The sequence below is a fragment of the Amycolatopsis sp. NPDC005232 genome (genome assembly GCF_040607795.1).
Taxonomy (GTDB): Bacteria; Actinomycetota; Actinomycetes; order Mycobacteriales; family Pseudonocardiaceae; genus Amycolatopsis.
On record NZ_JBEXHL010000004.1, the window covers coordinates 286,905 to 299,755 of the forward strand.

12 protein-coding genes are annotated in these 12,851 nt (G+C 70.2%); 10 read left to right on the top strand and 2 right to left on the bottom strand.

All coding sequences use genetic code 11. The annotated features are described in order from the left end of the window. Positions 1-12 precede the first annotated feature (12 nt). The 4 genes from otsB (at position 13) to ABZU76_RS10855 (ending at position 5,074) form a co-directional block, all read left to right on the top strand. Positions 13-2,547, top strand: a complete 2,535-nt coding sequence (gene otsB, locus ABZU76_RS10840) for a trehalose-phosphatase (protein WP_354867347.1) — start codon at positions 13-15, stop codon at positions 2,545-2,547. Positions 2,548-2,699: 152 nt separating this feature from the next. After that, positions 2,700-3,230, top strand: coding sequence for a hypothetical protein (locus tag ABZU76_RS10845; RefSeq protein WP_354867350.1), 531 nt, complete (start codon positions 2,700-2,702; stop codon positions 3,228-3,230). A 60-nt stretch (positions 3,231-3,290) separates the two neighbouring features. Further along, positions 3,291-3,911 carry a sigma-70 family RNA polymerase sigma factor gene (locus tag ABZU76_RS10850; RefSeq protein WP_354867352.1) on the top strand — a complete coding sequence of 207 codons (621 nt, stop codon included), beginning with the start codon at positions 3,291-3,293 and terminating at the stop codon, positions 3,909-3,911. After that, the gene (locus tag ABZU76_RS10855) at positions 3,908-5,074 is read left to right on the top strand and encodes a hypothetical protein (RefSeq protein WP_354867355.1); all 1,167 of its coding nucleotides are present in this window, start codon (positions 3,908-3,910) and stop codon (positions 5,072-5,074) included. The genes ABZU76_RS10850 and ABZU76_RS10855 overlap by 4 nt, the downstream gene beginning before the upstream one ends. Here ABZU76_RS10855 and radA read toward each other — a convergent pair whose 3' ends face one another. Together radA and ABZU76_RS10865 are read right to left on the bottom strand one after the other, a co-directional pair. Beyond that, positions 5,075-6,436: a DNA repair protein RadA gene (gene radA / locus ABZU76_RS10860; protein WP_220244762.1), complete on the bottom strand. Its 1,362-nt coding sequence runs from the start codon at positions 6,434-6,436 to the stop codon at positions 5,075-5,077. A gap of 35 nt (positions 6,437-6,471) precedes the next feature. Further along, positions 6,472-7,110: a hypothetical protein gene (locus ABZU76_RS10865; protein ID WP_354867359.1), complete on the bottom strand. Its 639-nt coding sequence runs from the start codon at positions 7,108-7,110 to the stop codon at positions 6,472-6,474. A gap of 286 nt (positions 7,111-7,396) precedes the next feature. Here ABZU76_RS10865 and ABZU76_RS10870 point away from each other — a divergent pair, with 286 nt between their 5' ends. The 6 genes from ABZU76_RS10870 (at position 7,397) to rlmB (ending at position 12,677) form a co-directional block, all read left to right on the top strand. Then, positions 7,397-7,888 carry a CarD family transcriptional regulator gene (locus ABZU76_RS10870; protein ID WP_033294400.1) on the top strand — a complete coding sequence of 164 codons (492 nt, stop codon included), beginning with the start codon at positions 7,397-7,399 and terminating at the stop codon, positions 7,886-7,888. A 64-nt stretch (positions 7,889-7,952) separates the two neighbouring features. Further along, positions 7,953-8,636, top strand: a complete 684-nt coding sequence (locus tag ABZU76_RS10875; RefSeq protein WP_354867362.1) for a 2-C-methyl-D-erythritol 4-phosphate cytidylyltransferase — start codon at positions 7,953-7,955, stop codon at positions 8,634-8,636. 5 nt (positions 8,637-8,641) lie between these two features. Next, a complete protein-coding gene (ispF, locus tag ABZU76_RS10880) occupies positions 8,642-9,106 on the top strand; it encodes a 2-C-methyl-D-erythritol 2,4-cyclodiphosphate synthase (protein ID WP_354867616.1) in 465 nt (154 codons plus the stop codon). Positions 9,107-9,562: 456 nt separating this feature from the next. Then, positions 9,563-10,249 (top strand): HAD family hydrolase, encoded by a 687-nt coding sequence (locus ABZU76_RS10885; protein WP_354867364.1) that lies wholly within the window; start codon positions 9,563-9,565, stop codon positions 10,247-10,249. Between the two features lie 42 nt (positions 10,250-10,291). Beyond that, positions 10,292-11,680, top strand: coding sequence for a cysteine--tRNA ligase (gene cysS, locus ABZU76_RS10890; RefSeq protein ID WP_354867366.1), 1,389 nt, complete (start codon positions 10,292-10,294; stop codon positions 11,678-11,680). A 37-nt stretch (positions 11,681-11,717) separates the two neighbouring features. Continuing rightward, positions 11,718-12,677, top strand: a complete 960-nt coding sequence (gene rlmB, locus ABZU76_RS10895; protein ID WP_354867368.1) for a 23S rRNA (guanosine(2251)-2'-O)-methyltransferase RlmB — start codon at positions 11,718-11,720, stop codon at positions 12,675-12,677. The last annotated feature ends 174 nt before the right edge of the window (positions 12,678-12,851 follow it).

The following is a 12,851-nucleotide window of genomic DNA, read 5'->3' on the forward strand; positions in this document are numbered from 1 at the left end:
TGAGGAGGAGTGTTGACCGCCGAGGCGTTGCCTGCGGAGCTACGGCGCGCGATCGTGCAGATCGCCCGTACCCCGCGCCTGCTGGTCGCCTGCGACTACGACGGCACGTTGGCCCCCATCACCGCCAACCCCGACGAGGCCCGGCCGCTGCCGGAGTCCGTCGGTGCACTCAGATCTCTCGCCGGCCTGCACGAGACCACCACAGCCGTCATCTCGGGTCGCGCGCTGCGTGACCTGGCGACGCTGTCGCGCCTGCCCGCCGAAGTGAACCTCGTGGGCAGCCACGGCTCCGAGTTCGACATCGGGTTCATCCACGCCCTCGACGAGAAGGCGCGTGCGCTGCACCGCCGGCTCGAGGCGGAGCTGGAGAACCTGGTGCTCGACGTGCCGGGCGTGTCGCTCGAGGTCAAGCCCGCGAGCATCGCGGTGCACGTGCGCCGAGCCGAGCACGAGGCCGGTCGCCGGGTGCTCGCCGACGTGCACGAAGGCCCGTCGACCTGGGAAGGCGTGTCGACCACCGACGGCAAGGAGGTGGTGGAGCTCGCGGTCGTCCAGACGGACAAGGGCCGCGCGCTCGACACCCTGCGCCACCAGGTGGGCGCCACCGCCGCCATCTTCCTTGGCGACGACGTGACAGACGAGAAGGCGTTCGCGCGCCTGTCGGGCCCCGACCTGGGCATCAAGGTGGGCGAGGGCGAGACGCTCGCGACCTACCGCGTGCCCGACACCGTCGACGTCGCGCTGGTTCTCGGGTTCCTCCTGGAGGAACGGCGGAACTGGCTCTACGGCGAGTCGGCGCCGCCCATCGAGCGGCTGTCGATGCTGGCCAACGAGCGCTCCGTCGCGCTCGTGACGCCGGACGCGAAGCTCACGTGGCTTTGCCACCCGGGCCCCGACGCGCCGGCCGTGTTCGCCGACCTGCTCGGCGGCCCCGGTGCGGGAGCCTTCTCGATCAAGCCGCACCGCAACGGCCTGCCGCTGGGCCAGCGCTACCTGCCGAACACGATGACGGTCGAGACGCGCTGGTCGCGCCTGCTCGTGACCGACTACCTCGAGCCGGAAAGCCCTTCGCACCGCACGGACATCGTGCGCGTGATCTCGGGCGAGACCGCGGCGGACGTGCTGTTCGCGCCGCGGCCGGAGTTCGGCGGCGTGCCCGTGAAGCTGGTCGCCGAGGGCGACGGGCTGCGGGTCCTCGGCACGTCGGAGCCGTTCGTGCTCCGCTCGCCGGGCGTGGAGTGGACCATCACGTCCGACGGCCTGCACGACACCGCCACGGCGCTCGTGCAGCCGACGCCGGACAGCCCGGTGGTGCTCGAACTCCGTTGCGGCACCACCGATCTCGGCCCCCACGAACTGTCCGAAATAGACCGTCGCGACCGCGCGGGCCGCTACTGGAGCGACTGGGCGGCCAAGCTCAAGCTGCCGACGGTGCAGGCTGAGCTCGTGCGCCGCTCCGCGCTCACGCTGCGCGGGCTGGTCAACACCGACACCGGTGGCGTGCTGGCGGCGGCGACGTCTTCGCTGCCCGAGGAGATCGGCGGCGTCCGCAACTGGGACTACCGCTACTGCTGGATCCGCGACGCGTCCATGACCGTGCGCGAGCTGGTGCACCTCGGGTCCAACGAGGAGGCCGAGGGCTACCTGCAGTGGCTGCACGGCGTGCTGTCCACTTTGGCCGGTCCGGAGCGCCTGCACCCGCTGTACACGCTGGCCGGCAGCGTGATCGGCGCCGAGGCCGTGATCGAGTCGCTGCCCGGGTACGCCGGTTCGCGCCCCGTGCGCGTCGGCAACCTGGCCAACCACCAGGTGCAGCTCGACGTGTTCGGCCCGGTCGTGGAGCTCGTCGTCACCCTGGCCGACGCGCGCGGCGAGCTGCGCGACGAGGACTGGCAGATGGTGCGCGCGATGGCCGAGGCCGTCACGCGGCGCTGGAACGAGCCGGACCACGGCATCTGGGAAGAGCGGCACGTGCCGCGCCACCGGGTGTACTCGCGGGTGATGTGCTGGGTCACGATCGACCGCGCGGTGAAGCTCGGCCACGAGTACGGCCGCGACGTGCCGGCCGCGTGGCCGGAGCTGCGTGAGCAGATCAAGGCCGACGTGCTGGCACACGGCTGGAACGACGAGGTCCAGGCGTTCACCACGGCGTACGACGGCACCGATCTCGATGCCGCGTCGCTGTTCGTGGGCCTGACCGGCCTGATCGACCCGGCCGACGAGCGCTTCCAGCGCACGGTGACCGCGATCGAGGCCGAGCTGCGCAGCGGTTCCACGGTGTACCGCTACCGCCGCGACGACGGCCTGCCCGGCGGCGAAGGCGGGTTCCACATCTGCGCCGCGTGGCTGATCGAGGCGTACCTCATCACCGGCCGCCGCAACGAGGCCGAGGAGCTGTTCACGCAGATCGTCGCCTCGGCGGGCCCCACGGGCCTGCTGCCGGAGCAGTACGACCCGATCGCCGAGCGTTCGCTGGGCAACCACCCGCAGGCGTACTCGCACATCGGCCTCATCCGGTGCGCGAACCTGCTCGCCGAGAAGCTGTGAACACCTGTCACCGGCCTAACCGCGTTAGCACAGGTCGGTGACAAGTGCCGTGAAGGTCACCTTGAGAGAGCAGGCGTCCCTTAAGGTGACCTTCACGAGCATTTGCACGTTCATTCGGCGCTCGGACGCAGGTCGGTGCAGGAGGTGACGGGATGAAGCAGTACTACGGCGAAGCCACGGACTACGCCCCGCTGCCCCCACTCTTCGCCCGCCGCGTGCGCGCCGGCTCCGTGGTCACCGGCATCGCGCTGCTGGCCGGCACCGCGTTCGTGTTCGGCCTGACCGCGTTCGTGAACCGCCCGCTGCACGGGCACAGCCTCCCCGACGCCCCTGTCGGCGTCATCGGACTGCTGCTGCCGACGCTCGCGGTGGTGACGACGGCCATCGTGGTGTTCTCCTGCCGCAGCTGCCTGCGGGGCGACTACCTCGTGGTCGCCCGTGCCCGAGCCGCGCGCACGGCGCTGATCACCTGCTTCACGGCTACCGTCGTCACCTGCCTGCTCGCCCTCACCGCATCAGCGCTCGTGGACCTGTGGAGCGACCACGACCGCTTCGGCGCGACAGACGTGCTGGCCACCTTCGCCAACTTCGCTCTGGGCCTGCTCGGCTTCGCGGCGGGCCTGTTCTACGTCCGCCCGTCCGTCACGACGCTGGAGAAGTTCAGCGACCACCCGATCTGGTGAGTCCGGTCACTCCGTGAACGCCGCTGTGAACGCTGCGGAGCTCTGCGGGCAACACTGGGCATGCAGGTGATCCACGACGGTCCGGAGGCGGCGTTGCCGGACTCGTTCGACCGTCCCGACCTGGGCGTTCCCGATCCGGCGCCCGTGTTCGGGCGGCTCTTCGACGCACACTCGCGCCAGCTGCACCGCTACCTCGCGCGCCGCGTCGGCGACGACGCCGCCCACGACCTCGTGGCCGAGACGTTCCTCGTCGCGCTGCGGCGGCGCGAGTCCTACCGGCCGGACCTGGGCACGGCGCGCTCATGGCTGTACGGGATCGCGACGAACCTGCTGCGCCACCACATCCGCAGCGAGACGCGGGCGCTGAGGGCGACCGCGCGGCTCGCGGCGGTCGGCGAGCACTCCACGGCCGGGCACGACGGCCGCGTCGCCGAGCAGGTGGACGCGCAGACCCGCGCGGCGCAGCTCGCCGGCGCGCTGGCGAAGCTCAACGCCGCCGACCGCGACACGCTGCTGCTCGTGTCGTGGGCCGGGCTCGAGCCGACGGAGGTCGCCGAAGCCCTGGGTGTGCCGCCTGGCACGATCCGCTCGCGGCTGCACCGCATCCGGCGCTGGCTTCGGGCCAACGCCGCGGCCGTCCAGAGCACCATCGAAATCGCCGAGGAGGCGAAGGAACTGTGAACGACGACAATGTGCGCCACCTGTGGTCCGACGCCGAGCTCGACGAAGCCCTCGACGCCCTGCACCCCCACGTCCGAACCGACCCCGCGGAGCTCGACCGCGCCCGCGCGACGCTGCTGCGGGCCGCCGCAGCCGAGACCGGCCGGGTGCCAACGGCTCCGCCGAAGAAGAAGCGGTCAGGCGCCTGGCGCTGGATCGCCGTGGCCGCCGCAGTCGCGGTGGTAACGGGCGGCGTCGTGATCGCCCGCGAGGCGATCGAGCCCCGCATGACCGTCGCCCCCGCGGCCACCGCGACCGCGGACACCGTGCCGGCTGCCGGCCAGTACACCCACGTGACCAACACCTACACCGACATCGAATGGGTCGGCGGCACCACCAGCGCCTTCGCCGTACGGCAGACGGTGGAGTACTGGATCCCCGCCGACCCGTCGGGCGTGTGGAAGCGCAAGTGGACACGGCCCAAGGACGCGGTGATCCTGAAAGGACGTCCCTTCGACGGGGGGTCGCTGCCCGGACCGGCAACCACCACACAGGTCGCGGCGGGCGGTAACTTCACCGAGGCCTTCCCCCACCCCGGCGGCTGGACCACGAACATCCCCGAGGGCTGGTACCGGCCGACCCCGCGCTTCATCGCGTCCCTGCCGGCCGACCCTCCGACGCTCAAGAAGCTTGCCCGAGACGACTTGCACACCAAGTACGACCAGGTGGGCCAGCCCCTCGCGCCGTACACGGCTTTCCCCAGCTCCTCCGACAACTCCCCCGCCTCGACCTTGACCACCTCGCTGAACGTGGCGCCGCCGGTCCCGGAAACGACGGGCAACCACCTCACCCAGGATCCGTTCACGCCGCCATACCTGGGACCCGGTGCCACGGAGATGCGCCTGCTCACCGTGCTGTGCTCGGGCCTCGCTCCGCGGCCGTTGCGAGCCGCGCTCATCAACACCCTGGCCGGGATGGCCACCTCGACCGAGCACCACGGCGAGATCAGCACCTACACGATCGGCTACGGCAACCACGAACTGATCGTCAACGTGAACACCTCGACGTCGCAGCTGCTCGGTGCGGGCAACGTCGCCACCAAGGACACGTACGGCATCTCGGCGGGCCGCGGCCTGAGCACCGCGCAGTTCAGCTACGAGGTGACCAGCGATTTCGGTTCGTGATCACTTCGCGTGGTTGGCGGCGTTGAGCGCACTGGCGACGTCGCCGACTTCGAGGGCACGGATGCCGTCGGGCAGCTTGCCGGAGTCGGGCGGCACGAGGGCGTGGGTGTAGCCGAGCCGCGCGGCTTCGGCGAGGCGGCGCGCGACGTTGGGCACCCGGCGCACCTCGCCGGCCAGCCCGACCTCGCCGACGGCCACCAGCCGCTGGGACAACGCGACGTCGTGCATCGACGACGTCAGCGCCAGGACCAGCGCCAGGTCGATCGAGGGCTCGGTGATCTTCATCCCACCGACCGTGGCGACGTAGACGTCCTTGTCACCCAGCTTCAGCCGGCCGCGTTTCTCCAGTACGGCGAGGACCATGGCCACGCGCGAGGAGTCGAGGCCGCTCACCGCGCGCCTGGGCTGCGGCATGCTCGTGCTCGACACCAGCGCCTGCACCTCACCCAGCAGTGGCCGTTTGCCCTCCATGGCGACCGTGATGGCCGTGCCTGGCACCGGTTCGGCGGTGCGGCTCATGAACAGCCCGGACGGGTCGGGCACGCCGACGATGCCGCCCTCGGTGAGCTCGAAACAGCCGATCTCGTCGGCCGCGCCGAAGCGGTTCTTGATGCCGCGCACCATGCGCAGCGTCGAATGCTTGTCGCCCTCGAACTGCAGCACGACGTCGACGAGGTGCTCCAGCACGCGCGGGCCGGCGACAGAGCCGTCCTTCGTCACGTGGCCCACCAGCACCACGGGCAGCCCACGTTCCTTGGCGACCGCCACGAGCCCCGCCGCGACGGCGCGCACCTGCGTAACCCCGCCCGGCGAGCCCTCCACCTGCGGTGACGCCATCGTCTGCACCGAGTCGACGATCAGCACGCCCGGCTTCACGGCGTCGATGTGGCCCAGGACCGCCGACAGGTCGCTCTCGGCCGCGAGGAACATCTCGCCGTGCACGTTCCCCGTGCGCTCGGCGCGCAGCCGGACCTGCCCGGCCGACTCCTCACCCGTGACGTAAAGGGAGCGCCCGGCCGTTTTGGCCCACTGGAACGCCACTTCGAGCAACAGGGTCGACTTGCCGACACCGGGCTCGCCGGCCAGCAGCACCACGGCGCCGGGCACGAGCCCGCCACCGAGCACGCGATCGAGTTCGGAGACGCCCGTCGCCTTCGCGCGGGCCGTCTCGACGTCGACCTCGCCAATAGGTCGCGCGGGCGCGCTAGGCGCACCCGCGGCCACTCGCGTGATCGCCGGTTTGACCCCGCCCCGCTCTTCGAGCGAGCCCCAGGCCTGGCACTCCGGGCAGCGGCCGAGCCACTTCGCGGCTTCGTACCCGCATTCCGCGCACCGGTAGACGGTGTTGGTCTTCTTCACCACGCGCCGAGGCTATCGGCGGGCACCGACAAAAACCGTCAGGGCTCGACGTGTGCCGGCGCGGCGACCGGCATCGCGACGGTGATCGGGCCCGCGTTGCGGAAGGTGAAGGTGACGTTGATCGTCATGCCCGGCCACAGCGGCTGCGTGAGGTCCTGCAGCACGACCGTGCCCTGGTTCAGCTTCGTGGCTGCGCCGCCGTCGCCAGGGGACGCACTGCTCGTGGCGGTCGGAGCGCCCGAGGAGGTGTCGCTGGACGGCGTGGAGGCGGAGCTCGACGTGGTCGGCGCCGCCTGTTCGTTGGTCGACTCGACGGCGTCGTCCGGGCCGATGACCAGCGTGTGGCCGGCGACGATGTCGGTGGCGCCGCTGATCTGCGCCGGCGACTTCGTGCCCTCCGAGCTGACCGAGACGAGCTGGTCGTCCTGGGGGCCCTGGTTGACGATCGTGAGCGTGAGCGGCGCGGGCTGGCCGGCCGAGTAGGCGGCGCCCTGCGCGGGGTACTGGACGGCGGCGTCACGCAACACCAGCGTCTTCACCTGCGCGTACGTGCCGTTGACCGCAGGCTGCTGCGTGTCGGTCTGGGTGATCTGACCGGCCCCGCAACCGGCGAGCACGAGCGCGGCACCGAGCGCCGACACACCTGCGCCGAGCACGCGACGTTTCTGCAGCCTCACGTCGGAGTCCTTCCATCTCACGGCCTCGTCATGACGAAGACTAGCCGGGCGCCGCCGCGCGCACGGAACCGGTGGGCCCCAACGGGTGCGCCACGACCCAAGATCAACCGTCCAATTAGGATTTCGCACCTGCTGATCAATGGCTTCCCCATTACCTGCATGAGCACGGGCGATTCAGGTTTGTCAACCCCCGCCAAGCCGCTGACCTGCGACGACGATCCCGGGCCGCTAGGTGGCCATCTGAAGACCGTGCTAAGATGGAATCAGCGAAAGGGGCAGAGGACACATGGTTTTCAAGGTCGGAGAGACCGTCGTCTACCCGCACCACGGTGCCGCACTCATCGAAGCCATCGAGACCCGCGTGATCAAGGGCGAGGAGAAGAAGTACCTCGTCCTCAAAGTCGCGCAAGGGGATCTTACGGTTCGCGTGCCTGCTGACAACGCCGAGATCGTCGGTGTGCGTGATGTCGTCGGGCAAGAAGGACTGGACAAGGTTTTCGACGTACTGCGTGCTCCCCACACCGAAGAGCCCACGAACTGGTCTCGTCGGTACAAGGCCAACCTGGAGAAGCTCGCCTCCGGCGATGTGAACAAGGTGGCCGAAGTGGTGCGCGACCTCTGGCGGCGAGAGAAGGACCGCGGACTTTCAGCCGGCGAGAAGCGCATGCTGGCGAAGGCGCGGCAAATTCTGGTCAGCGAGCTCGCGCTCGCGGAAGGCACCGACGAGGACAAGGCGGAAACACTCCTCGACGAAGTTCTGGAAACCGCGACGGTCTGACCCCCTGGGTCATCCGGCTCCCGGCGGAGGCACCGGGCAGCCACTTCTCTACGATCGCGACTCGATGAACCAGCAGGTGCAGAGCGTCGCGTTCGTGACTGTCGCACACCACATCGCCGATGAAGAGCGTGCTCTCACGACGGTGAACGGTGATGTTCTTCTCAAGCACACCGTGCGGGGGCTACTCGGCACACCGGAGCTCGATCTGGTGGTCGTGTCAGCCCCTTCTCGGTGTGCTGAGTCGTTTTCGAACGCCCTTTCAGACGCGCTTTCGGATCTCGTTTCCGAGCTGTCCGATCGCTGCCGGTTCGTCCCCGGTGCGTCGCTCCGGCAGGTTTTCCCTGCCGTCGAGCCTTCGCTTTCCCCTGGTGCGGTGGTTCTCGTTCACGACGCCCTGCGCGCCTTCACTCCACAACGGACTGTCCGTGATGTACTGACCACGGTCCGTGCAGGTGCGTCTGTCGTAGTCCCGGTGCTCCCGATGGCGGACACCGTGAAGGCGACCGACGCCGGCTTGATCACCGCCACCGTCGACCGCGACGGCCTGCGCACCGCCCAGACCCCCGTCGGCTTCTCGCTCGACGCGTTCCGCGCGGCACTCGCCGAAAGCCCGGACCCGGGCCTCGGCTCCGTGTCCGGCGCGATCACAGTCCCCGGCGATCCCGACGCCATGCGCGTCGCGAGCGCCTTCGAACTCACGCTCGCCGAAGCCCTCGTGGCCGGCGGCGACCAGGAGGCCCCGCTGTGACCGACCTGCGTGTGGGCAACGGCGTCGACGTCCACCCCATCGAACCCGGCCGCGACTGCTGGATGGCCGGCCTGCTGTGGCCCGGCGTCGACGGCTGCGCCGGCCACTCCGACGGCGACGTCGCCTCCCACGCCCTCTGCGACGCCCTGCTGTCCGCCGCCGGCCTCGGCGACCTCGGCGCCGTCTTCGGCACGGGCGACCCCCGCATGGACGGCGCCCACGGCACCGACATGCTCGCCGAAGTCCGCACCCTGATCGAGGCCGAAGGCTGGCGCGTCGCCAACGCCACCGTCCAGATCATCGGCAACCACCCCCGCGTCAGCAAACGCCGCACCGAGGCCCAAGACGCCCTCGGCGCGGCCATCGGCGCCCCGGTCAGCGTCTCCGGCACCACCACCGACGGCCTGGGCCTCACCGGCCGCGGCGAAGGCATCGCCGCCCTCGCCACCGCCCTCCTCCTCCGCGACTGACCTCCACAATCCGTGCCCCCAACGCGGCATTGGTTGCACCCAACGCACCCAATGCGGCGTTCGTTGCGCTCAACGCACCGAACGCCACATTGGGGGCGCTTTGGCCCCACCTCACCGCCACCCGCCTGCTTGACTCACCATCCACCCAGGCCACGCGCGGACCCTCGCAACCGCCGCCCACCCACGCGACGAAACCCTGCACCCAGCCCCTCCCCGGCACCCCGATCCGAAGCCCCTTTGCGGCCGGCGAGCTTGTGTCACGGCACGCTTTCCCGCCTTGACACAAGCTCACCGGCCGTCAACACAATCCAGCTTCGGGGTGCACGCCCAACGCAACACGCCCTGCGAGGCCCCGTAAACGGCGCTCCGAAACCCGACGCCGCTCCCGCGAGAACCAAATCTCGTCCCCGCGCAAACCCGGCTCCCGCGAGAACCAGATCTAGTTAAAGTGACCACGTGGCCATCAACGCAGTCCTCTTCGACTTCTCCGGCACCCTCTTCCGACTGGAGCAGGACTCCTCCTGGCTCACCGACGTCATCGACGACCACGGCCAAGCCCTCGACCTCGAAGCCCAGACCGAGCTCATGCGCCGCATGACCGCCCCCGTCGGCCAGGTCGTCGAGCTCGACGCCGAATACCGACAGGCCTGGAACGACCGAGACCTGGACCCCGACCTCCACCGCAAGGTCTATCTCGAAGTCCTCTCCCGCTCCGGCGTCCCCCACCGCGACCAGGCCGAAGCCCTCTACAACCGCCTGATCACCCCCAGCGAATGGACGCCCTACCCCGACACCGAAGCCGCCCTCAAACTCGGCGCCGCGGGCGGCCGCAAGGTCGGCGTCCTCAGCAACATCGCCTTCGACATCCGCCCCGCTTTCACCCAGCGCGGCTGGGACACCCACGTCTCCTCGTTCGTGCTGTCCTTCGAGGTCGGAGCCGTCAAACCGCAGCCGGAGATCTTCCGCGCCGCCATCGACCAGCTGGGCGTCGGCGCCGAAGAGACCCTGATGATCGGCGACAGCGACGAAGCCGACGGCGGCGCCCGCGCACTGGGCTGCGCGTTCGAGCTCGTCGACCCGCTGCCCACCGCCGAACGGCCCGACGCACTTCTCGGGGCTTTGCGCAAGCACGACGTCTTTTGACGTCTTGCGACGTCGCCCACACCGACCCCGTACCCTTTATGGGTGGCCCTACACCTGTTCGACACCGCGACCCGTGCCTCTCGGGAGTTCGTTCCCGTCCGCAGCGGAACGGCGTCCATCTACCTGTGTGGCGCCACGGTGCAGGGCGTGCCCCACATCGGGCACGTGCGGGGAGTGCTGAACTACGACGTCCTGCGGCGCTGGCTGCTCCACAGTGGACTCGACGTGCTCCTGGTCCGCAACGTCACCGACATCGACGACAAGATCCTCACCAAGGCCGCCGAAGCGGGCCGGCCGTGGTGGGAGTGGGCGACCAAGCACGAGCGCGCGTTCGAGAAGGCCTACGACGACCTGGGCTGCCTCCCGCCGTCGGTCAACCCGCGCGCGACCGGGCACATCACGCAGATGATCACGCTCATGCAGCGGCTGATCGACAGCGGCCACGCGTACGCGGCCGAAGGTGACGTCTACTTCTCCGTGAAGTCGTTCGACGGCTACGGCAAGCTCTCGGGCCAGCAGCTCGACGAGGTGCAGCAGGGCGAGACACCGACCCGCGGCAAGCTCGATTCACGCGACTTCACGCTGTGGAAGAGCGCGAAGCCGGGCGAGCCGTCGTGGCCGACGCCGTGGGGCGACGGGCGGCCGGGCTGGCACCTGGAGTGCTCGGCGATGTCGACCAACTACCTCGGCGCGGAGTTCGACATCCACGGCGGCGGCGTCGACCTGGTCTTCCCGCACCACGAGAACGAGCGCGCGCAGTCGAACGCCGTCGGCGACCCGTTCGCGCGGTACTGGCTGCACAACGCGTGGGTGACGATGTCCGGCGAGAAGATGTCGAAGTCGCTGGGCAACACCGTGTCGATCCCGGCGATGCTGGAGCGCTACCGCGCGCCCGAGCTGCGTTACTACCTCGTGCAGCCGCACTACCGCTCTACCGTCGAGTACTCCGACAACGCGGTCGCTGAGGCGGCGCAGGGTTACCGTCGCATCGAGGCGTTCCTGCGGCGCGCGGCGGCGGCCGGCGAGGTGCTCGCAGGCGCCGTGCAGCCGGACTTCGCCACCGCGATGGACGACGACCTGGCCACGCCGGCCGCGTTCGCCGTGGTGCACAACACGGTGCGCGACGGTAATGCCGCGCTCGACGCGGGCGATACCCCCAAGGCACTCGAGCTGGCTTCGTCGGTGCGCGCGATGACCGACGTGTTCGGCGTCGATCCGCTCTCGGACCGCTGGGCCGACGGCGGCGGCAGCGAGACCCCCGTCCGCGAAGCGCTCGACGAACTTGTACAAGGCCTGCTGGCCGAACGCCAGGAGGCGCGCGCCGCGAAGGACTTCGCGCGCGCGGACGCCGCCCGTGACCGCCTCACGCAGGCGGGCATCGTGGTTGAAGACACCCCGAACGGTCCGCAGTGGACGGTCAGGAACTCCTGATCCGTTCCACTGCGGTGGATTAAGGACTCGGTTACACATGGCAGGCAACTCACGGCGTCAGGGCGCCGTCCGCAAGACCGGCACCAAGAAGGGCCAGGTCGTCGGCTCCGGCGGACAGCGGCGCAAGGCGCTCGAGGGCAAGGGCCCCACGCCGAAGGCCGAGGACCGGCCCGGGCACAAGGCGTACCGCTCAGCCAACGCCGCGAAGACGCGGGAGCAGGCGCGGCAGAAGAAGGCCGACCGCCCGGAGCTCATCGCCGGCCGCAACCCGGTCGTCGAGGCCCTGCGCGCCGACGTCCCGGGCGTCGCGCTGTACGTCGCGGTGAACATCGAGATCGACGACCGCGTGAACGAGGCCGTGCGCCTCGCGGCCGACAAGGGCATCTCCATCCTGGAGATCCCGCGCGAGGAGCTCGACCGCAAGACCAACCGCGCCATGCACCAGGGCCTGGGCCTTCAGGTGCCGCCGTTCGAGTACGCCCACCCGGACGACCTCATGGAAGCCGCGCGCGACTCGGGCAGCACCCCGCTGTTCGTCGCGCTGGACGGCGTGACGGACCCGCGCAACCTCGGCGCGGTCATCCGGTCGGCCGCCGCGTTCGGCGCTCAGGGCGTGCTCCTGCCCGAACGTCGCAGCGCCGGCATGACAGCCGTCGCGTGGCGCACGAGCGCCGGCACGGCCGCCAAGCTCCCCATCGCCGTCGCGACGAACCTCACGCGCCAGTTGAAGGCGTGGGCGTCGAAGGGCCTGATGATCGTGGGCCTCGACGCGGACGGCACCGTGGACATCGACTCCCTGGAGCTCGCGGCAGACCCGCTGGTCATCGTCCTGGGCTCCGAGGGCCGCGGTCTGTCGCGCCTGGTGCGCGAGACCTGCGACGCCACGGTGTCCATCCCGATGGCGGCGGGCGTCGAGTCCCTGAACGCCTCGGTGGCCGCCGGCGTGCTGCTGGCGGAGGTCGCGCGCCGTCGCCGTGCGGCGGGCCGGCTGAGCTGACGTTTCTTCGACCACTGCCGGGCTGCCTGTCATCGGGCGGCCCGGCAGCGGTCTGAACCCCTCGGTGCGACCGGTCCGGTTGCCCCTTCTGCCATCACCCTCAGTGATTCGCGTCGGGATCCGCTGGCCTTCACTCCGCCGGGCCCCCCGCTCGGGCTAAGGTCAGCTCCGGAA